Source organism: Xylanibacter ruminicola (assembly GCF_900142525.1).
Classification (GTDB): domain Bacteria; phylum Bacteroidota; class Bacteroidia; order Bacteroidales; family Bacteroidaceae; genus Prevotella; species Prevotella ruminicola_A.
Genome location: NZ_FRBD01000007.1, coordinates 99,970 through 125,562 on the forward strand (window position 1 = coordinate 99,970; position 25,593 = coordinate 125,562).

Consider the following 25,593-nt stretch of genomic DNA (forward strand, 5'->3'; position numbering starts at 1 on the left):
TCTCTGCTTTATTTTTACCAATGTTTATGTTCTTTTAAAAACGTCTCCTTTTCTTCTGATGGAAATAAACACAGAAGGGACGTTTTTTTACATTATTCTTATTGTTTCTTCTTAAATAACTGTAGGCCATAGTACCTTACATCTGTAACGACGGTGTCTTTAAAGCAGATACCTTCAAGTACCAGCATCAACGAGTCGTTGCGATAGGTGAGCAGTTGCTCTGGATGATGGAGGAGCATAGTATCCTGTCTGATAACCTCTTGGATAGGATATCTGAGAACAACTTTATTCTCCCCCTGAGTGATTGTAATAATCTGGTCATTGAAGTTGAATTGGTAAGCTTTAGAGGGTAGCATAATTGTATATTCGCCCAACTCTACAGGTTTCTTCCTGAAATAAAAGTTGTCGCTTGCATTGACAGAGTCTTTAATGTAAGCAAAGCTATACTCCGAGTGCGACCACTCGCCATATTGCTTCTTGAACTCGTCGGTTCCGATTTCGTGGCGAACATAGTCTATGACGCTTGTCACATCCTTGTATTGCTCGCACAATAGGCTGTCTTGCTGGATGCGCCTCATGTCTTCTATTTCATCATTCAGTTTGCCCGTCTTGGCATCTGCCAACTTCATCTCGCTGATGAGTTGGGCGAGACGTTGCTTCTGACAACTCAGTCCGATGCTTTTGGCTGAGATGCCAGGAATATATGTGAAGAGTATGATAGCTGCTCCAAAGATGAGTGCCATCAGTTGGAATCTACGTGTACGCTCTTTCCATAACATCAGCACGAAGAGCGTCATCAGCACTCCAGCCACCATCAGGTAGAAACGGCTCTCGGTGAAACTATAGAGACTAATGCGGTAGATGGAACCAATCCAATACATAATGAGTGGAGGAATGGCGATAAACGTAAAGCGGCGGTAGAACCAGTCGTAGTAACGCTGGCTGAGAATAGACTGGGCCACACGTCCAATCAAAGCCACTGCGATGAAACCCATCACCATCCAAGCTACACCGCCTTTGGGTAAGTTCCATTCAAATACTATCTTAATAAAATAGGTATAAAGAATAACAGTGTAGATGATGACAGCGGGCGAAAGGATGAAGTTGAGGATAAGTCGGAGAACCTTAAAAGGTTCGGCAACCTCGTCTTCGTTCTGACGAATCATGGTACAGCAAACCTGAGAAGCCAACACAAACCAGATAAACTGATAGATATGCTCGTAGAAATGCTTGGGTTCGTCGATGCCGAAAATATAGAAGAAAGAGGCAAAGATAGTTATCACCGCCAAATTAAAGATGCCAGTAATGAGCAAACCGAAGAACATCTGAGTGACCACATGCAGAGCATGAGCGGCGAATGGGCGATTGTCCATCCGTTTATTGCCTACGATAAGCAGAATAACAGCCAATACATAGGTAAATCCAAAGCCGTAAGTCCATAAGAACGGCTTCAGGTCAAGAGCCATCAAGGGCAGAAAGAGAAAAAACGAGGCAAGATAAGCCCAACGATTGACTCGATGGAGCCAAAACGTTAGTGCCATCAAGGGAACGAACAGCCAGAGTATATCTCCATTAACCGAACTATCCCATTGTGCAGTTGTTTTATTCCATCCAGTTGACTCACTATCCCATACTGCAATGACAAAGAAAGCTACTCCCAATGCAAACTCTACGGGGAAGCGTAGTGGACTTTGCAACAGTTGTTGCAACAATGTTTTCAGTTTTCTCATATGGATGTTACATTTTTATCTAATTAATAGTAATCTGACGGAGACCAGTCCCGCTTTTCTTTCTAATCTGTCTTGCCATTATTACCGATGGTTTATTAATTTGAGAGCAAAGATACAAACTTATTTGTAATCTGCAAAAGAAATAATGGAAAAAATGATCAAAAGAACCGACCGTGACTTAAAAGTTTTGTTGTTATCATAGCCAACCGCCTGAAAAATCAGAGATTAATGGCCGTGATAACAACAAAACAATAAAGTAGGACTAGAAAAAGTATGATTTACTTTATATCAACAACGATCTTCTTTAGGTCTTTGTCGGCGCTGGATGAGCCTACCATGACCTCGTACTTGCCTGGTACCACGCGCATGGTGTTGGTCTTGGCATCCCATAGCTCAAAACTCTTGCGAGGCAGGGCGATGCTGATGGTCTTGCTCTGACCTGCTGCCAGCTCTACCTGCTGGTAGGCGCGGAGCGTCTTGAGTGGGCCCTGTTTGTCGGCCAGTGAGCGGATATACACCTGTACCGTTTCCAGACCATCCTTCTGGCCTGCGTTCTTGACGCTGACCTGCAGCTTACCGTTCTTATATATAGGCTTGCCGATGTTGAAAGTGGTATAGCTGAGACCGAAGCCGAAAGGGAAGAGTGCCTCGCCGGTGAAGTAACGGTAAGTACGGTTCTTCATGGTGTAGTCGAGGAAGTCGGGCAGCTGGTCGGTATTCCTATAGAAGGTGATGGGCAGCTTGCCGCTGGGGTTGTAATCGCCAAAGAGTACCTCGGCTAGGGCCTGACCTCCCAGCTCGCCACCATACCATGCCTGGACGATGGCATCGCACGACTCCAGTTCGGGAACCAAGGCAATAGCCGAGCCAGAGCAGTTGACGAAGATGACGCGCTTACCTGCCTTGTGGAGCATGGCAAGGGTTTCGCGCTGCGCCTTGGGCAGTTCGATGTTGGTGCGGTCGCCCCCCTTGAAGCCCTCCTCGTTTACGCGCATCTCCTCGCCCTCGAGTTTGGGCGAGATACCGCCAACGAAGACAACGGTCTCGGCATCGCCAATCTGTGCCAACAGCTGCTGATGGGTGGGGGCCACCTTGTGCTGGATGTCGAAGGCTAAAGTAGCATAGTCGGACTCCTGCACATAATCTATCTGTATGCGGTAGTGCTGACGGGCTTTGACAGCCATCTCTTGTTGGGCAGTCTGTATGCGATTGCGTACCTTCCAGATGTTGACCAAGGTGTCGCCATTCACGATGAGGCGTACCTTGTCGTCGCCAGCGATATTGAAGATGACGGTCTCGTCCTTTTCTGGGATGAAGGTGGCATCGAGGCGGGCAGAGAAGTGCTCGAGATTGACACCTGGGGCAAACACCGTGTTGCCGCCGTTGCTCAGCATGGTGGGCGAGGTGAGGTGAACCGTGGTGACAGGCATACCCTGCATCTCGGTGTTGTTGAAATAGGCTACCTGCATGCCCTTGGGGCCGAGGGGCGCTCTCAGCTGACCGAAGCGGCTCTCGAACACCTCGTTGCGGGTGAGGCCGCAGCCGTTGATAAAGCGGGCCTGAGGTGCCAGCTGCTGGATGCCCTCTAGGGCGGTGACGGTGCGGGTGGCAAAGCCAGAGTAGTTGCCCCACATCATGACCGAGTCGATGGCGTTGGCGCCAAGAACGGCTATTTTTGAGCTCTTGGCCAGTGGTAATACGTTGTTGCGGTTCTGCAACAGGACGATACTCTTACGGGCCATGTCGAGAGCCAACTGCTTATGGGCATCGCTGGCCACTACGCTTTCAGGAATCTGAGTCCATGGGTTCAGCTCGTCGCTGTCAAAGTCGCCCAACTCGAAACGGGCAATCAGCAGGCGGCGCAGACTGCGATCGAGGTCGGCCTCCTTGATGTCGCCACGGCGCACAGCCTCGGGCAGATGCTTATACTCTGACCCACACTCTACATCGGTACCGGCCAGCACGGCCTTAGCCGATGCCTCGGCACCATCATTGGCCACATGGTGCCAGCGGGGCAGGAAGTCGCGGATGGCGCCGCAGTCGCTGGTGATGAGACCGTCGAAGCCCCATTCGTCGCGTAGTATCTGTTGCTCGTAGCGTGTCTGGGCGCAGCAGGCTTGTCCGTCGATACGCTGGTAGGCGCACATCACCTCGGCTACCTTACCTTCCTGAACCAGGGCCTTGAAGGCGGGCAGGTAGGTCTCCCAAAGGTCGCGCTCGGGCAGGTCTTCGATATTAAAGGTGTGGCGGTTCCACTCAGGACCGCTATGCACGGCAAAATGTTTGGCACAGGCCAACAGTTTGCGATAGGGGCTCACGCCGAGGTCTTCGCCGTTGTAGCCCACACCTTGCAGACCACGTACCACGGCCAGTCCCATCTTTCCGGTAAGATAGGGATCCTCGCCGTAGGTCTCCTGTCCGCGCCCCCAGCGTGGGTCGCGGAAGATATTGATGTTGGGTGTCCAGAACGACAGACTCTGATAGCGCTTGATGTCGCCCGAACGCTTGGCCTGCTGGGCTTTGACGCGGGCCTCGTCGCTCACGGCAGTAAACACGCGGTGTAGTAGGGCGTCGTCCCACGATGCTGCCATGGCCATGGTGATAGGGAATACGGTAGCAAAGCCGTTGCGACCTATGCCATGCAGGGCCTCGTTCCACCACTGGAACTGGGGGATGCCCAGACGAGGGATGGCAGGCGACGTGTCCATCATCAGACTCACTTTCTCTTCGAGTGTGAGTAGGCTGAGCAAATCGTCAGCACGCTGAGCGGCACTGAGCTGAGGGTTCTTGTAATCAGGCAACTTGCGATACGGCTTGAGTGCGGGCACCTCGTTGCAGATGGCATCGGCCAGCAGGTTGGCCACGGTTGTGGCGCCCAGGATGTTATAGTGGGTGTTGTCCTGCTTACCTTTTGGCTCGCTGGGCTCAGTGCCAGGCAGGAACCACATGTGCAGCTGCTTCGACGCCTCACGGCCCAGACCTTGTTCAAGATCGTGGGTGATTCTGTTGGCATCAACGAAAATGCAGTTCATGCGGCGGGCAACAGCTTTTGGAGCCTCCTTATAGAGTCCGTGGGTATCAATCAGCTTGTCGCCCTCAATCATCTTCACACCGTCCTTGAAGGTGGAGGTGCGCAGCTGCTCATCGTCGGCTATCTGAGGTGCCTCGACAAAGAAGTTGCGACGAACCACGCAGTTCATCAGAATGGGCGTTCCGCCACGCTGACGTGTCTCAGTGATATACTTCTCCAGGTTGGCATCGAAGGTGCTGCCCGGGTCGGTATGGCGATCGGGCTGTGCCTTCTCGTCGTTATGACCAAACTGGATGATGACGTAGTCGCCAGGCTTGATCTTCTTCAGAACCTTATCCCAGCGCCCCTCGCCGATAAAACTCTTGGACGAGCGACCGTTTACGGCATGATTGTCTACCACGATGTTGTTGGCATCGAAACACTGCTGCAGCATCATGGCCCAACCGCGCTCTTTCTTGCCGCCAGTAGTATCCTTGTTGGCCGCGGTAGAGTCGCCGATAACAAAGATGGTGGTCCGCTTGTCGGGTACAGCCGATATAAACAATAGTACGGCTAATGATGCAAATAAAATCTTAAACTGTTTCATTTCTGTATGGTTTATCTGATGATTATTATCTTTCGGTTGTGGATATAGAGACCTTTACGGGTAGGTCTGGATTTCTGCTGACCTCCCTGCAAGTTATAATATGTATCTGATTGGTGTAAGCGTTGTGGCATGGTGAGATTACTGATACCAGACGTTACGTTGTGCCAAGTATAGGTAGCCTCGTACAAGTTCTCCATTACGCTGCTCAGGTTCTGATCTGTCGCTTCTACGGTCTGGTTAGTACGCGTCTTGGTGAATGTGCATCCGTTGATGAACTTGATATCCTTGCAGAAGAACAGGCGAACGCCATTGCGATGCGCGATCTGTACGTTGTCGAAGGTGACATCGTAAACGTAGCTTTCAGGGCGTCCGTAAATCATGATGCCATTATAGTTCTTGTCGTTGCTGTTCTTAGTATTATAACCTGTAGCAGTGACATTCTGTATCAGGATGTTGTGATACTCTGGTGTGGTAGATTTCTTGGTCTCTGGCGATGCTGCTGCCGTTGCAGGGTCGTTGGGCACCTTATCGTACCAAGCAGTTATCTGGATAGGAGTGGCCACATTCGTCATCGCGCAATTACGGAAGATGATGTCGTGAACATCGCCACTACGGTCTGTGTTAGATTTGAGTCGGAAACCGCAGTCGGTACCATCGAAAGTCAGGTTTTCGTAGATGATATGGTGCATATCTATGGTATAGCTGCCTAGTGATGCACCATGTCCGGCTTTGAAATCGCAATTCCATACGTGAATATGATGAGCATTGCTGTCGGTCACGATGTTGTCGTCGCCAGTATCAATGTCGCAGTTGTATATGTTTGCATATGGCGCCCAGACAGGGATGCCATCGGTATTGTGTGAAGGATCGGATGCCGACGAACTGGGGGCATAGATGCTGATGTCGTGAACCGTGTTATGAGCACCCGTACCCGATTGTCCTAAGGTGAGGTTGGTGCCGGGTGCATTCTGAATGCGGAAGTTGCGGAACAGATAACGTTGTCCCTGATGGAATCGGATGATGGAACCACGCTGTAGTCCTGATTCCTTATTCTCTACAGCGTCCCACCATGGACCGCCTTGTCCTTCGATGATGGAGGTTTCTTTGCTTTCGCCTTCAATCACGATGTCAGAGGCATTGCTTTTGCCTGTGATATATGGTACTTTAGTGATGTGGTCAGGTTGATCGCTGTATGCTAGTAGTTTCAGTGTGGCGTTAGCGCATAGGTGTAATACCGTTTTAGAACTAACGGTGATTCGGCCAAACAGCCATTCGCCGGCAGGTACTACCACCATGCCGCCACCAGCCTCGTTGGCTGCATCGAGTGCAGCCTGAATGGCAGCGGTGTTATCGGCCGAAGCGCTTGATGCTCCGAAACTGGTGATATAGAAAGTGTTAGCTTCGGTGAATGCAGGAAGGTCTTGGGGGAGGTTCACCTCTGTCCATCCCTCAGGGGTGTTCTTGCCAGCCTCTTCTGCGTCCATTGAGAAACTGATGACTTGGGCGTTTGCAGTCACACTGGCCGCAAGCATCATAAGTGATAAGAGATAGTTTCGTTTCGACATTTTTTTCTTTAGGTAGTAATCCTTGTTATTTTGTAAAAAGGGCGAACACCTTGTTAGCATTCGCCCTTTCTTTATTAGATCAGCACATTATGGCAGCCAGCGTGGATCGCCAACCTTTGCCTTAATAGCGTCAGAATTAATCAGTGTATAATCACCAGGCATCAAAGTTCCTTCTGGATTTGGATCCTTGAAAGTCTTCTTTGTTTCGGTAGCCAACTTGGTTCCATCAAGTGGATTAACCGGAGTGCCGTCGACCTCGCTGATGGCCCAAACCAAGTCGCTTGTGAAGAATACGTTGTCGGTAGTAGGTACAACAGTTCCAATCCAACCCTTGATACCTTCCTGTGGTTTGGTGTGAACCTCACCACAAGAACCGTAGATAGAGTTCTTGATTGTGATGCCACCCTTCCAAGTACTCTCCTGCAACTCTATTGCACCACGGCTATTACCAGAGAAGTATGCGAATGTGCAGTGGTCTATCAAGGCTGTGCCACATTCGATATCCTTGCTCTTGGTATTAACAAACAAACGTGAGCAGTTTGCGAATGTAGAGTTTGTTACCTTGATGTTCTTAATGGCTGCACCCTTGTTGTCTACGTTGGTAACACCATAACCACCGATATACTCGAAGATACAGTCGTCGGCAATGAAGTTCTCTACCATGTTGGTGCTACGGATACGAAGTACACCGCGCTTGTAGCGGACATTACATGACTTGAATGAAACGGTACCAACAGTAGCATCGCTATTGGGGTTGAACAGATAGGTTCCACCATAGTTGCTGCTTGACTTAGGCTTGCTTTCATCATCGGTAAAATCAATCTTCTCGAAGTAGATACCACCCAGGTTGACACCATTGGCAAGGTCGAAGTTTCCTGTTACGTTCCAGATAGCGAAGCCCTTAAGGCTAAGGCCTGTAACGAACTTGATGTTACCTGTAGTAGAAGGCAGACTAACAGCCCCTAAACGATAGTTCATTCCACCTTGCATAACGATAGTGATATCCTGATCAGGATAGAGTGTTACCAGTGAGTCGAGGTGCTCTGTACTTACCCATTTCAGACTCTCATCGGCTGAAAGTGAACGGAGATCGACAACAGTTCCGCTATAGGTTTCAGATGCGGTAGTCTTAAAGCGCTTCTTTCCCTGATATTTGTCGTCTTTCCATGCCTCAACACGATAGGTTGTTGATGGCTCCAGACCACCAATGATCTTCTCGCCTGCAGCGTTGTCGTCTTCGGTAACTTCGAACTCAGCAACTGTTTCATCACTTGAATCCTTAATAATAACTAACTTGTCGTAAGACACGCTTGTTGGCCAACTGATACGTGCCTGAATGTCAATCAGGTCAGTAGCTGCTGGATTAATCAGGTTTGTTGGAAAGTCGGGAGTTGTTGTTGTAATAGAATACTCCTTAGACGAAAGTCCTGTATTTGTATTAGCAGAACTGATGTACACGAAATACTCCTTATCATACTCCAGTCCGTCAAAACGACATGTCAATTCTGAGGTGGTGATTACCTTAGCTGGTACACTTGCATCTACGGGCACAGCCTTTACTGTATACTGGTTAGCATCAGTATAGTTGTCCCATTTAACGATCATATAGGGAACGTTGTCCTCATCAAGACCCAACTCCAGATTATCATCATCATTGATGATGGGACGGAAGAGAGCATCGGCCTTGGGGAGATCGTTGTCGCTACTACAGCTGACAAATGTTCCCATTCCTGTGGTTACTGCTGCAAGCAGCAACATGGTCTTAAATATCTTTTTCATAATGCGTTTCCTAATTATTTGTAGTTTTCTTGTTCAATCGTTGCTATTTCCACGTTGACACCCTTCTCCATCTTGCTGTCAAGAATCAGGTAGCCGTCGTTATTTAGAACTGAGCTTGCTGAGATAGTCTCGGTGGTGATTGGCAACAGATAAGGTACTACACCGCTACCCTGGAGTGCACCATTAGAGTAACCGCGATACAAACGAGTGTAGTAGTCGCTGGCAGCATATACGTCTTTTCTTGTAATGCCAGTAGCTTCGCCAGCTGCTACAGTAACTTCCTTGGTGTTAGGTGCTGTACCCAGGGTGTATGTGGTGCTGCCATCAGCATTTGCGACCTTGGTAGGTGTGGTAGTGCCGTAATCTTTACCATCATAAATATAGGTACGTGTACGCTTCAGCATATTGGAACCCCAGTTTACTGATTTCCAGCCTGCAGCTGTCATTGTGGCATCGTCAACAGGAACTCCTGTCTCGTCAAGAGCTTTATACTTCTCGTTAAACCACTTAATGTCTGATTTGCGGTTGTCTTTACCACTCTTAGCATACCAAAGTTTGTTTGCCCAAGTGGTGTAGTTGGCTGCCTCTGGATAGTTTGCCAAAACAGTAGGATCGTTCATCAAATCTTCGTTTGCTGCAATACCCCAGCAGAGAGCTGTGTACATAGCCTCTTCAATCTTTTTGGCGTAGAGATTCCAACGTACAAGGTCAAACTTACGCAAAGCCTCACTACCAAATTCCCATGCACGCTCGTCAACGATGGCATTGAAGAAATCTTCTTTTGTATTAAGATTAGCTACATATTCGGTTACATCGTCTGCATAAGTAGGGCTGTTTGCAAATGCTCGTGCACGAACCTTTGTAAGAGCTTCTTTGGCAATTGATGTAGGACCATTCAGTTCATTCTCAGCCTCGGCCAGCATGAGCAGTACATCAGAGTAACGCATCAACGGGAAGTTGATACCTGTTCCCTTAGAAGAACCAGAGCCAAGTTCCTTAGCAGCGCGGGCGCGATCCCATTTACCGGCATAGAGGCCAGTAGATGCTACAGCCTGGATAGTGTCGTTTACGTGCTGGTATTTTGCTACACATACATCACGACGGCTATCGTTGTCGGCAAACGACATGTAGTAGGTCGGTGTTACAGCCACCTGAGCAGTTGTGTTACCATTAACATTTGTACCAGTGTTGGGTACACCGAAACTCCAACCGATATCTCCTCCGAAATTCTGTACAAAGGCAACTTCGTAAAGAACCTCTGCATTATTCTCACAGGTATAGTTCATCTCATTGATGAATGACTGCTCGAAGTTTGCATAGAGATCACGTGGCTTCAGCTGGATGAGTTTCTGACAATAGTCCTTTGCCATCTGGTAATACTGTGTATAAGTCTGTGCTGTCTTCTGCTGGCCATTTACATCTTTATAAGTAACGGTCAGAGAGTCGGCTGTAACTGTCAGATAGTCGTCAGCACGCTTCATGGTACCGTCCTTTGTCATACCGTAGCCTGCACGGAACAAAGCCAAACGAGCAATCAGACCAATAGCGAAATCACGGTTCATACGCTCTATACCACCGGTGTTCACATCGCTCCATTTCATGTTGGGCTCAATGTCAACCAACTGCTGCAGAACACGACTGTAAACAACGTTCTTGTCAGTACGGGGCTTGTCAATCTCGTCACCCCATTTGGCAGCCTCGTCATAGTAAGGAACGTCGCCGAAGAAGTTGCACATCAGGTAGTAGCGATAACCCTTCAAACAGGTTGCCTCACCCTTAATCTGCTGCATTTCGTCCTGGCTGCCTATGGCGCTGCCATCAACGCCTGCACGAACCTGATTAGCACGCTCGATAGCCTGAAGGTTATTGTCCCATACTTTCTTGACGTCACTCCAGCCTACGTTTCCTGCTCCCTGTAAGGGCCATACTGCTTGACGGTGGTTGGTGGCAACAGCCTCCTGGACTGCCATAGCTTCCACGTCGGTGTTCTGCATCCATACACCACACATACGGCTGGTGAATGGGTCTTCGCAGAACAGTACATATACGCCGTTGATGGCGTTAGTTGCGAACTCTGTAGTACTATAGACCATGTTCTGGTCCATCTGTGAGGGAGATTCAACGTCGAGCATATCATTACATGACGTTAGTCCCAGTATTCCAAGAGCTGCAATTGCAATATATTTATTCTTGAATTTCATAATCTTGTAAATTGTTTGTTGTTATATTACAGCGTTACGTTCAAACCAAAGGTAAATGCACGGCTCTTTGGATAAGAAGAGAAGTCGATACCTGGAGTCAGACCAGAGTAGCTGCTATTACGTGCGTAAGAACTTACTTCTGGGTCGAAGCCTGGATAGCTTGTTATGACAAACAGGTTTGTACCGGTTACATAAGCGCGGAGGCGCTGTACACCGAACTTCTTGGTGATATTCTTAGGAATAGTATAGCCAATGGTCAAACTCTGCAGACGCAGGAACGATGCATCGTCCATAGCCCAGTCTGTAGGAACAACTACTGCATCACCGGTAGAGAAGGGGCTCCACATAGCTTTGGCAGCCAGTCCGTTGCCACCCTCGTTCCAGTACTTCAGATCTTCCAGACTCTTAAGCAGTACACCTGTCTCCGGGTTGATGTAAGAGTAGGCGTTGCTTTGGCTCATCTCTGCACGCATATTAGGATATGTACCTGCGCGATAACGGGATGTCGTCTGAATCTTATTTGCATTGTAGATGTCGTTACCCACTTTATATGTGAAGTTCACGTTGAAGTCGAAATCATAGATCTCGCCGCTGAATCCGAAACCTCCGGCAAAGTCAGGGTTAGTATCGCCGATGACAGTGATATCCTTGGCATCAACAACGCCGTCGCCGTTAAGATCCTTCAGTTTCATTGCACCTGGACGGATACCGATAGTACCACCGAGTAGGGATGTGGTTGGAACGCCATCCTTCAGGGTATAGGCACCTGTGGTTTCATTATAGCTTGCAAAGTCGTCGGTAGTGTAGTAACCATCACTCTGCCATCCGTATACAAGTCCGATAGGATCGCCGATACGTACAATGTAATCATCCTGGTTCTTGTTGTCGGTGCTGGCCCAACCGGAAGCGAAGGTCATCTCCTGAAGTCCGTTAGCCAGACTCTTTACGTTCGACTTGTCGAAGCCAATGTTGAAGTTAGCATTCAGACGGAAATTCTTATTCTGGATGATTGCTGCATTTAAGGTCAGCTCAACACCCTTATTGCTGGTAGAAGCAGAGTTCTCCCAGACAGTGGTGTAACCAGGAGCTGCGATGTCGTGGTTAATCAGCAGGTCATCAGTGCTGTTCCAGTAAACATCAATGTTTCCAGAGAGACGCTCGTGGAAGAAACCGAAATCCAAACCGATATTTCGTGTGGTGCGTTTCTCCCATGTCAGCAGTGGGTTTGCCAGGGTTGTTGACACAGCCTGTTGTACATTAGCAACATCGCCAACACCATAGCGCTTTTTTGTTACGGCATCACCACTGTTGTAGAGTTGTACATATTGGGTATTACCAATCTTATCGTTACCTACCTTACCGTAAGATACACGGAGTTTCAGGTTTGACATCCAGCTACGCACACCTTCCATCCAAGGCTCTTCAATAATACGCCATGAAGCAGCTGCTGCAGGGAAGAAACCCCACTGGTGTCCACTGCCAAACTGTGAGCTGCCATCCTCACGCAGAGTAACAGTCAGCAGATAGCGGTCAAGGAGTGTGTAGTTGATACGCCCGAAGAATGAAACCTTATTCTGATTAGCTGCTACATAACCAGTCATAGACTGCATCGTACTGAGATCGAAATTAGCAAATACCTGTTCGGCGGTGAATGCCTGGCTGAAGTTGTTGGCACTCATTGCGCTATAGTCAGAACGGCTTGAACGAATTTCCTGACCACCCATTACATTCAAGTGATGGATCTTGTTAATCTTTGTATCATATGTAAGAGTGAAGCTCTCACGGATAGAACGGGTGTTGGTCTTTGTCCAGTCTGCAAGAGGGTTACCACCAACGTAAGAAGCCTGTGTGGTTGTTGCACCATACCAGTTCTTAACCTCGTTGAATCCATAGGTGTAACCACCCTCCAAGTGAGCTGTAAGTCCCTTCAGAGGAGTTTTCCAGTCTAAGGCTCCATTGAATACAAAACTACGGTTGTTACGGCGACGCCAGTATTGCTCAGACTGCTCTGCCAGTGACATGTTGGCACGCTGCCATTCTGTGATTTCGTCATCCGACATCGTTGAGAAATCAGGAGTAATCATACCAGAAAGTCCCTTAGTGGCAACACCATAGAGAGCTTGTTCTGTACGTACTTTATATGTACCGCCCTGAGTACCCTGACCATTTGCAATCTGGTCTGTAAGACGAGCGGTCATAGAGAATTTCAGACTCTTGTTGATGTCGTGATTCAACTTGAAGAGGAATGCAAAACGTGAGAAATCGTTGTTAGGCATCAGACCTGCGTTGAAGTCGTATGTACCTGAGAGGTTGAACTTGGTCTTATCTGTACCTCCCTGCAAACTCAGGTTGTGGCTCTGAGAAATAACATCGGCACCAAACAAGTCTTCCTGCCAATCAATAGCTTCTATACTCTTATAAAGATAGAGGTCATCGAATACGCCAAACTGCTTGTAGAAAGAATTGAGTGCGCTTTCGCCGCGAAGAGCTGCATATTCGTAGTTTGACATGACGTACTGATAGGTGTCGAGAACGTCCATGCGTTTAGACACTTTCTTGGTCTGCAGATAACCGTTATAGTTAACCTGAGTCTTACCACCCTTAGCATTCTTCGTAGTGATAAGAATTACACCATTAGCTCCTTCAGAACCATAGATGGCAGTTGAAGATGCATCTTTCAGAACTGTAATATCCTCAATGTCGTTAGGTGAAAGGTCACTCATACTTCCACCCTGAAAACCATCAATAACGATCAAAGGGGTATTGTCACCTGTGATAGAACCACCACCACGTACGCGAATCAGTACCTCTGCATCAGGAGAACCGTCGGTAGTAGTAATGTTAACACCTGCCATTTTACCGGTCAGAGCCTCAGAAACGTTTGATACAGGAACTTTTGCAAGATCCTGACCAGCTACTGTTGCTACAGAACCTGTCAAATCTTTTTTACGTACAGCACCATAACCGATAACTACGATGTCGTTCAGAGTGGTGTTGTCGTCTTCCATCACAACCTTCATGTTTGAGGTTGCATTAACAATCTTCGATTTCATTCCGATGTAGGTGATAACTACCTGCTTGCCGCTTTGCAGCTTCAGCTCGAAGTTTCCATTGAAATCGGTGACAGTAGCGTTCTTAGGACTACCTTTTTCTACAACTGTAGCACCGATAACGGGCTCGTTGGTTGAGTCAAAAACCTGGCCTTTCGCAATAGTCTGTGCCAGCACCTCGGGGGGAGCCAGAACAAAGAATGCAGCTAAGAGGCAAAGTTTGCACAATCTTCTCATTGCTTGATTCATACTTTTGTTTTTAAGTTATTAATTATACTAGTTTTAAAATAGTACTTGTTTTGAATGATGTCGTTATTAGGAGTTAGTCTCTAAATTGCTGCAAATTTAGATAAATTTTTGTGAAAAAACAATTTTTTCTTCTGCTTTTAACGAAAAACATTACGTAAACGTTTTCGAGTGTAAAGACAAAAAGAGAGGCACTCATTACTTTTTGAGTGCCTCTCTCTAAGAGATTTTATTTAATGAGTTGTTCCTTTTAATATCCAGGATTCTGCCACATTGACTCTGATGTGCTATTGTACTGCAGTACGCCGTATGCATCCTGCTGAACTGCAATGTCGCTACGGTTGGTAACCGATTCCAACTCAGAGAGAGGGATAGGACGATAGTAGTGCTTCAGAGCGATTTTGCCAGAGGCCTGTGCATTGTACTTCTTCACGTGGTCGATCAGAGTGTGAGTACGCTTCAGGTCGAACCAGCGCTGATACTCACCGCAGAGCTCGATAGCGCGCTCCTTCAGGATAGTCTCGATAGTAACGGTACCGCTGATGGAATTGTCCTTGCCAGCGATGGCGCGGGCTGCGCGCAGCTGGTTGATGGTCTTCAGGGCATCGCCGCCTGTTGCCAGCTCAGCCTCGGCCTTAATCAGGTACATCTCGGCTAAGCGCAGTACCATGATGTCGCGGTGTGAAATATCGAAGGTAGGATAATCCTCTTCGTACTGATCATCAAGGAACTTCTTGATGCCAGGGAACGAACGGCGACCTTCAATCTTCTCGCTCTTGTAGCGGGCGTCGCCATATACATCGCTAATATCCTTTCCACCCTCAGTAGGCAGGGCTGTAGCAGGATCGCCAGAGGTGTAAACAGGAATGTCGCCACCGAATGCGAACTGCAAGCGATACTTGTCCTTGGCCTCGGCCTGCAGAGCCTGACCCTCGGCTGAGTTACCATCCATCAGGGCGTACTGGATACCAATCACACCACCGTTGAAGTAGTTACCATCCTCGGCGTAAGCCTCGTCGTAGGTCTTGTAAGTCTGATCGGCCATCTTTGGATAGTTGGCAGCATTGCCAGCCAGGTCGGGATGTACGCGATATTCGGTGAGCAGGGTGCCATTGTAACGCTGGTCGGTACCCTTGATCTCATCCAGAATCTGCCAGAGATAGAGTGAAGGCAGGTAGCGGGTGAAGCCACGGCCGTAAGGAGAGTAGTACTTACCAACCTCAACATCCTTACCTGTGCTCTTGCTCTTGATGGTGGTCTTACCGGCTGCCATGCGGAAGAAGATAGAGTTGTTCTTCTGTCCGTTAGGACCGATATCGTCGCAACCGTTGTTCCAGAGTGATACAAACATCAGCAGTGAGGCACTACCACCGTTACGACCGTAACCGGTACGGGTGATGAGTGAGTTGAAGTTGCCTGTGCCACCGTCTGAGAAACGGTAAGGTACGCAGTTGTCGCGACCGGCGTTCAGGTCGTTAGAGTAGTGAACGGCAAAGAGGTTCTCGGTGTTAGTGGTGGCCTCCTCGTTGTTCATGTTCCAAGTGTCGCTATAGCGGCTGTAGAGCTTGGCGCCAGAGTTGTTGATCACATCATTGGCAGCATTCAGAGCCTCGGTGTACAGGTTGCCATAACCGCTGACGGCATTGGCACCCAACCAAGATGCAGCGTAGAGGGCTACGCGGGCATAGAGGGCCTCGGCTGAATAGTAGTAGGCACGACCATCGGCAGTGGCCGACTTGCCATCCATGATGTTTGCCTTCTTATAGTTGTCCATGGCCTGCTTCAGGTCGTTCAGGATGTTACCATAAACCTCAGCCTCGGGCACACGAACAGGATTGTTGTTAATCGCGTTGATAGGCTCGGCATTGTAAGGGATTGGGCCCCACAGAGCTACCATCTGAGAGTAATAGAGTGCGCGCAGGAAGTAAGCATCGCCCAGATAGGCAGCCTTCTTGTTATCGTCGATAACGCTGCACTCGGGAACATACTTCAGGGCGTTGTTACATACGTCAACTCCGGCGTAGAACATCTCCCAGTATTCGTCCAGACAGGGGTTGTCGGCCACGTTGTTACCCAGTGCCTCGGCAGAGATGTCGTACTTCAGCATAGACTTCTGCTTGTTGTCGTAACCGAAGTAGAACAGGTCTGAGCCCATTTCTGCAAGACCCAGTGATGGCTCCTTACCCCACCAACCGTGTGTGTAGGTATAAGCCGACTGGATGAGTCCGTCGATACCCGAAACGGTGTTGTAGGCCAGGTCGGCAGTTTCACCGGTCTTGTTGTCCTCGTCCAGGAAGTCTGAGCAGGAGGTTGCGCCGAAGCTGATGGCAGCGGCCGCAAATAACATACTATATATCTTTTTCATATCGATGATCAATTATTTGATTTAGAAAGTTACGTTAAGACCTACTACAACCTGCTTCATGAGTGGGAAGTTGACTGAACCGCCACGCTCTGGGTCGTAGTTGTCGAAGTGACTGAATGTGAAGTAGTTCTTCAGCGAGCCATATACACGAACATTGCTCATGTAGACCTTCTTGATGAGGCTCTTTGGCAGGTTGTAAGACAAGGTGATATCCTTAATCTTGAAGTAGTCTGCCTTCTGAATCTGGATGGCACTCTTATAGAAGGTTGGTGTAGCACCTGTAGCACCTGGTGAAGGGATGTCTGCACCCTGGTTCTCTGGTGTCCAGTAGCTCAGGTCGCCCCAGTTGGCGTTGTCGTACAGATAGAGTCCGTAACCGCTGTAGTTCAGGTAACCACCCAAGCGGGCCATGGTCTGAACGCTCAGTGAGAAGTCCTTGTAAGTGAAGGTGGTGTTCAAACCAAGAATAGCCTTGGGCGAGCGGTTGTAGATAATCTTATCGCTATCGTCAATCTTGTCATCACCATTCACGTCGATAACCTTTGGTGTACCAGGATCACCGAAGTCACTATAAGGTTTCTCGAAGTTGGGGTGTTCATCCATATACTTCTTGAACTCGCCAATACCCCAGCAGCCATCCATGTCGTAGCTGTAGAAAGCTGAAACAGGCTCACCAATCTTCAGAATGCTGGTTCCTGATACTACCTGCTCGATACCATCGGCCAGCTCAGAAACCTCGTCGCGGGCGAAGGTGGCAGATGCGCTCAGATCCCAAGTGAAGTCCTTGGTCTTAACAGGCACTGCGCCCAGAGAAATTTCCCAACCATGTCCCTTGGTCTTACCAACGTTAGAGATAGTGCTGGTAAATACTGAAGAAGCAGGAGCGGTCTTGTAGTACAGCAGGTCATAGGTCTTGCTGTTATAATAGTCGATAGTACCATAGATACGACCATTGAGGAACGAGAAATCGAGACCGAAATCGAGAGCTGCTGTCTTTTCCCATGTCAGGTTAGGGTTAGCCATGGTCATAGGAGCCTTGTCGGTAGAGTTGGGAACGATGCTCTGGATGGTAGCCAGTGTCTGGTAGGCAGAGATAGCAGAGTTACCAGAGAGACCCCAAGATACACGGAACTTCAAGTTGTCGAGCCATGACTTGGTATTCTGCATGAAACTCTCCTCAGAAATACGCCATCCTGCGCTTACTGATGGGAAGTAGCCCCACTTATGTCCCTCGGCCAGTACTGAAGAACCATCGGCACGAACCGAAGCCTGCAGCAGATACTTGCCATCGTACGAGTAGTTGGCACGGGCAAAGAACGACAGCATAGAGCTCTTGGTGTAGCCTGTGCTTACAAGAGGTGACTGAATCTTGCTGACATCATAGAAACCACTCTTCTTGTAGCTCTCAGATCCTGCAACACCAGAGATGCTGCTGGTCTCATTAACATACTGTGACATTTCATGACCCAGCAGGAAAGTCATATCGTGCTTAGCAATGGTCTTGTTGTAGTTAGCAGTGTTCTGCCATACATACTTGGTACCAGTGCTGCGGTCGTTAGCAATATAAGTGGTAGTAGGCGACTGATAACGTGCCTGGCTGTGATAGTCCTGATAGGTTCCTGTGCGTGAGGTGCTGCGGTCGAGTGTGAACTGCGACTTCAGCATCAGACCCTTGATAGGATTGAGCTGCAGATAACCACTGCCGAAGAAACGGCTGCTCTCGATGTTACGCTGATAAGCACCATCCTCGTCGAGCAGAGGTGAGCAGTGAGCAGCATACCATGGGTTTGGTGTGGCATTGATGCTACCATCGTTCAGATAAGCGTGAGTGATGGTGGTCATCTTCTGGGCCTGGTTATAAACACCGCCGTTACGCTTGTCGTTGCTCTTATAAGCGTAAGAGAGGCTGGCACCAATCTTAACGATGCGGTTAATCTGGTGATCCAGGTTGATACGACCGGTGTAACGGTTGAACTCATCACCCTTCATCAGACCCTTATCATCCATAGCGGCCAACGATACGTTGAAGTTAGTCTTCTCGTTTCCGCCCTGAACAGATACCTCATAGTTCTGAGATACGCTGTTGTCGAGAATCATGTCGAGCCAGTCGGTATAAGTCTTATTGTTGTAGATGTCGAGAGTTGATGTGCCATCGTCGAGGTTGAAGGTCAGCACGTCGGCAGGAGTTGCTGTGTTGCTGAAATTCCACTCGTTGGCGGCGGCAGTCTCATAGTTCTTCTTGTCAATGAGGCGCTGTACCTCAGTGTCGCCATACATAGGCTTTACGATACCTGTAGCACCATTGAATGAGAGGTAGCCGTTGAAGTTAACTCTTGTCTTACCGGCCGAACCACGCTTGGTGGTGATCAGGATAACACCATTGGCACCTTTAGTACCATAGATGGCTGTTGAAGCTGCATCCTTCAGGATATCCATCGACTCGATGTCACTGGCAGGAATATCGAGGGTAGAACCATATTCTACACCATCCACAATAACCAGCGGACCGTTACCAGCCAACAGTGAGCGGTTACCACGCAGTGTCATGCTGACGCCGGCACCGGCCTCACCACCGCCGCTCATCTGGAGATCGACACCAGGAACCTTAGCCTGCATGGCTGAGAGGGCATTGGCACCTGCCACCTTGGCCAGGTCGTCGGTCTTAACTGAAGCAACCGAACCTGTCAGGTCCTTCTTCTTCATAGTGCCATAACCTACTACTACCACTTCGTCGAGTGCAGCAGCGTCTTCCTCCATGGTCACGTTAATACTGTTCTTACCGGCTACAGCAATCTTTTGCTCCTTAAAACCGATGTAAGAAATCTTGAGGACTGCCTTTTCAGGGATGTTTTGAATGGTAAAATTACCATCGAAGTCGGTTACACCACCTATAGTGGTACCATCCACGATGACGCTTACACCAATCATAGGTTCACCTGTTGCGTCCTTCACTGTACCTGTGATAGTCTTCTGGGCATAAGCCACGAAGCAGAACACAGACAAAAGCAAAGCCATAGAGGCTCTTTTGATTTGATGATTCATACTTTTACGTTTGAGTTATTAATTAGTTACTTGAAATATAATATTCAGGCTATTAGTTCTAAACCAGTGCAAAATTAACTAAAATTTTGAAATAATCGCTTTTATTGTCACTTTTTTACGAAAAATACCACGTAAACGTTTTCGCGTATAAACGGTCGCGTTATAGATGTCAAAACCAATGTTTTGGTCGCGGGAGATAAAAAAATCTTTGTGATTTGTGCGATTCGTGACAAATTCTTACTACCTTTGCGGGCAGAACTGAATGCTTGTAACAATGGAACGCAACAAGGAGATATATAAGGTAACGCTGGTGGGTGGCGCAGTGAACGTGGTGCTGCTGCTATTCAAGTTCGTGGCAGGCATTGTGGGGCATAGTGCTGCCATGGTGGCCGATGCCGTACACTCGCTGTCCGACTTTGTAACGGATATCATCGTGCTGGTGTTTGTGCGCATCAGTGGCAAACCCAAGGACAAAGACCACGATTACGGCCATGCCAAATATGAGACATTGGCCATGACCATCATCGGTGCAGCCTTGCTGGTGGTGGCTATAGGTATAGAATATAGCGGCCTGACCAAGATTTTAGCCTGGGTGCAGGGCGGACAGCTGAAGGCGCCTGGCATGTTAGCCCTATGGGCCGCACTGCTGTCGGTAGTGCTGAAAGAGGCGGTATATCACTACTCGATGATGAAAGCACGTCAGCTGAACTCGCAGGCTGTAGAGGCCAATGCCTGGCATCATCGCAGCGATGCCCTGTCATCGGTAGGAACGGCCATGGGCATCGGCGGAGCCATCTTCCTGGGACAACGCTGGACAGTGCTCGACCCCATCGCATCAATCATCGTAGGATTGTTTATCATCAAGGTGTCAATCGACCTGCTGCGCAATGGCATCGGCGACCTGATGGAACAATCGCTGCCCGATGAGGTGGAGGAGGAGATACTCCGTCTGGCAGCATCGGTGCCAGGGGTTGACAAGCCGCACGCCCTGTGTACGCGCCGGCTGGGCAACCACTACGCCATAGAACTGCACATACTGATGGAAGGCAGCATCACACTGTGCGAGGCGCACGACAAGGCAACAGAGGTGGAGGATATCCTGCGGCAGCACTACGGCCCCGAAACGCACATAGCCGTACACGTAGAACCAAAATAAAAACTAAGCCCCGCCGATTGGCGGGGCTTTCAAAAGTACACAAAAAGAACCGTCCCTTTTGTGTACTTTATCTGATGTTCAGAACAACAATCGACTTGGCGGGAATCTTTACGTTTAGGGTTCCCTTCTTGTTCAGCTTGGCGTCCTTGAACTCCTTGGGAGCAACAACGTCGGGATGCTGGAAGTCGTTGTAGTCGGCTACATTCTTAGAGGTCAGGATGCGACCGCTCACACTCTTGGCCTTGAAACCAGGCAGCTCGAAATCGATGGCTTGAGCCTTGTCGAGACTCACGTTGGTGATGGCCAGGACGATACCACCGTCTGTGGTCTTGGCAGCCGAAGCTGAGAGGACAGGGCAGGGGCGGGTCGTGTTATCGGCTGTCTGGGCCTTCTCCTTGAAGTACTCCTTGCTGCACTGGATGGTCTCGCTCTCGAGGTCAACTGGCAGATAGGTGGCCTCCATGAATGGAGTGTACATTTGGAACACGTGGTAAGTTGGTGTGAGCACCATGTGGCCTGTGCCCTCCTGATCGGTGAGGATCATTGACTGCAGCACGTTAACCACTTGGGCAATGTTAGCCATTTTTACACGGTCGGTGTACTTGTGGAATACATTAAGGCTGAGGGCTGCAACGAAGGCATCGCGCAGAGCGTTCTGCTGATACAGGTGGCCGGCGATGGTGCCAGGCTCCTCGTCCCACCAGGTGCCCCACTCATCAACAAGCAGACCAATCTTGTTCTGAGGGTCTTTCTTATCCATGATGGCCTTGTGCTTCTTGATAACCTCCTCGATCTCAAGACACTTGCCTAGAGCCCAGTAATACTGCTGAGTATCGAACTGGGTGGCAGAGCCTTTAGGACCGCTCCAACCTGTGCAGGTGTAGTAGTGCAGAGAGATGCCCTGCATGCGGTTGCCAATCTTATCCATGCATACCTTGGTCCAGTCGTAGTCGTAGTCGCTGGCGCCTGAGGCAATGCGATAGAGACGGTTCTGGCCCTGATCGCGCAGATAGGTGTTGAACTTACGGAATTCGTCACTGTAGTACTGAGGTGTCATGTTACCACCACAGCCCCAAGCCTCGTTACCGATGCCGAAGTACTTGACCTTCCAAGCCTTGTCGCGACCGTTCTGGCGGCGCAGACGAGCCATAGGCGTATCGCCATCGCTGGTCATATACTCAACCCACTGAGCCATCTCCTTGACAGTACCAGAGCCTACGTTACCACTGATATAAGGCTCGCAGCCCAGCATCTCGCAGAGGTTCAGGAACTCATGGGTACCGAAAGAGTTGTCCTCGATGGTGCCGCCCCAGTTGTTATTACGCAAAGAAGGACGCTTATCCTTAGGACCGATACCGTCCATCCAATGATAGTCGTCGGCAAAGCAGCCGCCTGGCCAGCGCATCACAGGAATCTTGAGGGCTTTGAGAGCCTCGAATACGTCCTTACGGTAACCGTTGATGTTAGGAATCTGTGAGCCTTCGCCCACCCAGAGACCGCCATAGATACAACTGCCCAGGTGCTCGGAGAACTGACCGTAGATTTCCTTATTGATCTTGGCTCCAGCCTGATCGGCATGAACCGTAGCTTTCACAGCTTCAGCGGCTGATGCGCTGATAGCGAAAACTGAAAAAACTAATGCAATTACTTTTTTCATTTTCTTTATTTTGAAGTTAAAGGGAATGGAAAAATTATTTATTGTCGACTGCGGCTTGCTCGATGGGGAGGCAACGCTTGTAGTTCTCGATGTACTTCTCGAAACCTGCTACATCCTCAGCGGTAGGAGCAATAGAGATACCGGTGTTGCCTGCAAAGACTACATCCTCGAGGTAATCGGCCAGATTTTTACCATTCTTATTAATCAGGTAGCCAGCCAACAGGGCGATACCCCATGCGCCACCTTCGCCAGCAGTCTCCATGACAGAGATGGGCGAGTTGAGGGCGGCAGCCAGCATGCGCTGACCTACACCGGGAGTCTTGAAGTAGCCGCCATGACCGGTGATGCGGTCAACCTTAATCTTCTCTTCCTTCAACAGAATGTCGTTACCAATCTTGAGCACGCCGATGGCACCATAGAGGTGAGCACGCATAAAGTTGGCCAGGTTGAACTTGTCGCCTGCAGAGCGAACGAACATAGGACGACCCTCGGCCAGACCTGTTACAGGCTCGCCGCTCACGTAGTTGTAAGCCATCAAGCCACCACAGTCGGTATCGCCCTCGAGCGCCTTGTTGAATAACTTGCCGTAGAGCTCGTTCATATCTACGGGCACACCCAGCAGCTGCTGGTACTCCTTGAACAGACCTACCCATGCGTTGATGTCGCTGGTGCAGTTGTTGCAGTGAACCATGGCTACGAGTGAGCCGTCAGGAGTGGTTACCATGTCGATTATCTCGTAAGGCTTTGAGAGATCCTTTTCGAGTACGATCATAGAGAACGAAGAGGTACCTGCACTCACATTACCTGTGCGCTGCTTCACAGCGTTGGTGGCTACCATGCCTGTGCCTGCGTCGCCCTCAGGAGGACAAACAGGACAGCCGGGCTTCAGATGACCTGACACGTCGAGCTTCTTAGCACCCTCAGGGGTGAGGAAACCTGCGCTCTCGCCAGCGTTGAGGCTCTTAGGCAGGATGTCGAGCAACTTCCAAGAGAAGCCCTTAGGAGCGATGAGCTCGTCGAACTTCTTCACCATGGTAGCATCGTAGGTCTTGGTCTTAGGATCTACAGGAATCATACCTGAGGCATCGCCTACACCCAGAACAAACTGGCCTGTTACCTGCCAGTGTACGTAACCAGCCAGGGTAGTGAGGTACTTGATGTCGGCCACGTGCTCCTCATTGTCGAGGATGCACTGGTAGAGGTGACTGATGCTCCAGCGCAGGGGGATGTTGTAGTTGAAGAGCTTTGAGAGCTCGGCGGCGGCCTGACCGGTATTGGTGTTACGCCAGGTGCGGAAAGGTACCAGAATCTGCTGCTGCTCGTTGAAGGCCATGTAGCCGTGCATCATGGCGCTGAAGCCGATGGCGGCCAGCGACTCAATCTCGCAGTCGTACTGCTTCTGAACATCCTTGCGGAGCTCAGCGTAGCAGTCTTGGAGTCCGTACCATACAGCCTCGGTAGAGTAGGTCCAGAGACCATCTACCAGCTGGTTTTCCCACTCGTGTGAGCCCTGTGCGATGGGCATATTGTCCTCGTCGATGAGGACGGCTTTGATGCGGGTAGATCCAAACTCGATACCGAGTATGGCTTTACCTGCCTGAATAGTTTCTTTTGCTGTCATAATTATGAATTATGAATTGTGAATTGTGAATTAGCGTAGCGCCTTATTCAGCATGAAGTAAACCTCGTTATTGCGGAGGGTCTGCTTGAAGTCGGCGATGGTGGTCTGCTTGTTGATGCGGACATACTCGATGCCAGTCATCTCGGCAAAGTCCTCCCAATACTCCTCGTTGATATCGTAAGAGAAAGCACTGTGGTGAGTACCACCTGCCAGGATCCATGCTGCAGCACCAATCTCGAAGGTTGGCTGTGGAATCCACAGAGCTGATGCTACAGGCAGATGAGGCATGGGCTTTGGCTCGATGCACTCCACCTCCTGAGAGATGAGACGGAAACGGTTACCCAGGTCAACAACAGTGGCCTTGATACCACGACCGGTCTTTGAGGTGAACACCAGACGGGCGGTCTGCTGCTTGCGGATACCGATGCCCAGGAAGTGAACCTCGAGCTTTGGCTTGTCGCTGGCAATCATAGGACAGATCTCCAGCATGTGGCTCTGCAGACATGATGAACGGTCGCCGGCAAAGTTCAGGGTGTAGTCCTCCAGGAATGAACAACCGGTAGGCATGCCCTGCTGAATCACCCACAGGGTGCGATAGAGGCAAGCTGTCTTCCAGTCGCCCTCAGCACCGAAACCGTAACCCTCAGCCATCAGACGCTGTGAAGCCAGACCTGGAATCTGGTCGAAGCCACAGAAGTCGGGTGCATCGATGTCGGCATCGCCCAGGTCGTCGAAGTTGGTAGTGAAGGCAGTAGCACCCTCATCCTTCAGCACGCGGCGCAGGGCAATCTCAGCCTTAGCAGCATTCTTTACCTTCTGCCAGTAAACCTCCTCACCGCTCTCATCAATCTTGATGGTGTAGAGCTGCTTGTACTCCTCAACAAGGGCGTCAGCCTCGGCATCGGTCACCTTCTTAAAGTACTCCATCAGAGAAGATACTGGGTAGTAGTCAACATGGTAGCCCAGACGCTGCTCAAACTCTACGCGGTCGCCATCGGTAACAGCTACGTTGTTCATGTTCATACCGAACATCAAACAGCGTACGTCGTGAGCATCTGCAACACCAGCTGCTACGCGAGCCCAAACGGCAATCTGCTTCTGAGCCTTCTCGTCCTTCCAGTAGCCGCAAACCACCTTACGGGCGATGCGCATACGAGTACAAACATGTCCGAACTCGATATCGCCGTGAGCACTCTGGTTGAGGTTCATGAAGTCCATATCGATCTCGCTCCAGGGTATCTCAGCGTTATACTGAGTGTGGAAGTGGAGCAGAGGCTTCTGCAGCTGCTGCAGACCCTTGATCCACATCTTGGCTGGTGAGAAGGTATGCATCCAGGTGATGATACCTGCGCACTTCTTGTCGTTGTTGGCAGCCAGCATAATCTGTTCTACTTCCTTGCTGCTGTTAGCTGTGCCCTTATATACAATCTTGACGGGGATGTTGCCAGAGGCATTCAGACCCTCAACCATCTCCTTAGAGTGTCCGTCAACTGCAACTACTGCATCGCCTCCGTAAAGGAGCTGTGCACCAGTTACCCACCAAATCTCTAAATCTTTAAACATA

12 protein-coding genes are annotated in these 25,593 nt (G+C 49.5%); 1 reads left to right on the forward strand and 11 read right to left on the reverse strand.

Going from position 1 to position 25,593, the window contains the following annotated elements:
- Positions 1–98: 98 nt before the first annotated feature.
- The 8 genes from BUB86_RS06010 to BUB86_RS06050 form a co-directional block, all read right to left on the reverse strand.
- A complete protein-coding gene (locus BUB86_RS06010; RefSeq protein ID WP_081373125.1) occupies positions 99–1,730 on the reverse strand; it encodes a DUF4153 domain-containing protein in 1,632 nt (543 codons plus the stop codon).
- 278 nt (positions 1,731–2,008) lie between these two features.
- Entirely contained in the window at positions 2,009–5,347 is a 3,339-nt protein-coding gene (gene xyl3A / locus BUB86_RS06015; RefSeq protein WP_081373126.1) for a xylan 1,4-beta-xylosidase, read from the reverse strand.
- A gap of 11 nt (positions 5,348–5,358) precedes the next feature.
- Complete coding sequence (locus tag BUB86_RS06025; RefSeq protein WP_073206937.1) at positions 5,359–6,912, reverse strand: glycoside hydrolase family 28 protein; 1,554 nt, start codon at positions 6,910–6,912, stop codon at positions 5,359–5,361.
- 87 nt (positions 6,913–6,999) lie between these two features.
- Positions 7,000–8,691, reverse strand: a complete 1,692-nt coding sequence (locus tag BUB86_RS06030) for a DUF5123 domain-containing protein (RefSeq protein ID WP_073206938.1) — start codon at positions 8,689–8,691, stop codon at positions 7,000–7,002.
- 14 nt (positions 8,692–8,705) lie between these two features.
- On the reverse strand, positions 8,706–10,892 hold the full coding sequence (locus BUB86_RS06035; RefSeq protein WP_073206939.1) for a RagB/SusD family nutrient uptake outer membrane protein: 2,187 nt from the start codon (positions 10,890–10,892) through the stop codon (positions 8,706–8,708).
- 26 nt (positions 10,893–10,918) lie between these two features.
- Positions 10,919–14,179: a SusC/RagA family TonB-linked outer membrane protein gene (locus tag BUB86_RS06040; RefSeq protein WP_081373128.1), complete on the reverse strand. Its 3,261-nt coding sequence runs from the start codon at positions 14,177–14,179 to the stop codon at positions 10,919–10,921.
- A 259-nt stretch (positions 14,180–14,438) separates the two neighbouring features.
- Entirely contained in the window at positions 14,439–16,553 is a 2,115-nt protein-coding gene (locus tag BUB86_RS06045; RefSeq protein WP_073207024.1) for a RagB/SusD family nutrient uptake outer membrane protein, read from the reverse strand.
- Between the two features lie 21 nt (positions 16,554–16,574).
- Positions 16,575–19,595 (reverse strand): SusC/RagA family TonB-linked outer membrane protein, encoded by a 3,021-nt coding sequence (locus BUB86_RS06050; protein WP_073206941.1) that lies wholly within the window; start codon positions 19,593–19,595, stop codon positions 16,575–16,577.
- 274 nt (positions 19,596–19,869) lie between these two features.
- Between BUB86_RS06050 and BUB86_RS06055 the strand changes: the two genes are divergently transcribed.
- Entirely contained in the window at positions 19,870–20,751 is an 882-nt protein-coding gene (locus BUB86_RS06055) for a cation diffusion facilitator family transporter (protein ID WP_073206942.1), read from the forward strand.
- A gap of 67 nt (positions 20,752–20,818) precedes the next feature.
- On the opposite strand, the gene BUB86_RS06060 is transcribed toward BUB86_RS06055, so the two are convergent.
- From BUB86_RS06060 to araA, 3 genes are read right to left on the reverse strand one after another with little or no spacing between them, the layout of a single operon-like run.
- The gene (locus BUB86_RS06060) at positions 20,819–22,408 is read right to left on the reverse strand and encodes an alpha-N-arabinofuranosidase (protein WP_073206943.1); all 1,590 of its coding nucleotides are present in this window, start codon (positions 22,406–22,408) and stop codon (positions 20,819–20,821) included.
- A 34-nt stretch (positions 22,409–22,442) separates the two neighbouring features.
- Complete coding sequence (locus BUB86_RS06065) at positions 22,443–24,029, reverse strand: xylulokinase (protein ID WP_073206944.1); 1,587 nt, start codon at positions 24,027–24,029, stop codon at positions 22,443–22,445.
- A 30-nt stretch (positions 24,030–24,059) separates the two neighbouring features.
- Positions 24,060–25,592, reverse strand: coding sequence for an L-arabinose isomerase (gene araA / locus BUB86_RS06070; protein ID WP_073206949.1), 1,533 nt, complete (start codon positions 25,590–25,592; stop codon positions 24,060–24,062).
- Position 25,593: the final 1 nt, after the last annotated feature.

Bases quoted from the DNA above. Each gene is read 5' to 3' on its own strand.
- BUB86_RS06010 (WP_081373125.1), bottom strand. From the start codon at position 1,730: ATGAGAAAACTGAAAACATTGTTGCAACAACTGTTGCAAAGTCCACTA.
- xyl3A (WP_081373126.1), bottom strand. From the start codon at position 5,347: ATGAAACAGTTTAAGATTTTATTTGCATCATTAGCCGTACTATTGTTT.
- BUB86_RS06025 (WP_073206937.1), bottom strand. From the start codon at position 6,912: ATGTCGAAACGAAACTATCTCTTATCACTTATGATGCTTGCGGCCAGT.
- BUB86_RS06030 (WP_073206938.1), bottom strand. From the start codon at position 8,691: ATGAAAAAGATATTTAAGACCATGTTGCTGCTTGCAGCAGTAACCACA.
- BUB86_RS06035 (WP_073206939.1), bottom strand. From the start codon at position 10,892: ATGAAATTCAAGAATAAATATATTGCAATTGCAGCTCTTGGAATACTG.
- BUB86_RS06040 (WP_081373128.1), bottom strand. From the start codon at position 14,179: ATGAGAAGATTGTGCAAACTTTGCCTCTTAGCTGCATTCTTTGTTCTG.
- BUB86_RS06045 (WP_073207024.1), bottom strand. From the start codon at position 16,553: ATGAAAAAGATATATAGTATGTTATTTGCGGCCGCTGCCATCAGCTTC.
- BUB86_RS06050 (WP_073206941.1), bottom strand. From the start codon at position 19,595: ATGAATCATCAAATCAAAAGAGCCTCTATGGCTTTGCTTTTGTCTGTG.
- BUB86_RS06055 (WP_073206942.1), top strand. From the start codon at position 19,870: ATGGAACGCAACAAGGAGATATATAAGGTAACGCTGGTGGGTGGCGCA.
- BUB86_RS06060 (WP_073206943.1), bottom strand. From the start codon at position 22,408: ATGAAAAAAGTAATTGCATTAGTTTTTTCAGTTTTCGCTATCAGCGCA.
- BUB86_RS06065 (WP_073206944.1), bottom strand. From the start codon at position 24,029: ATGACAGCAAAAGAAACTATTCAGGCAGGTAAAGCCATACTCGGTATC.
- araA (WP_073206949.1), bottom strand. From the start codon at position 25,592: ATGTTTAAAGATTTAGAGATTTGGTGGGTAACTGGTGCACAGCTCCTT.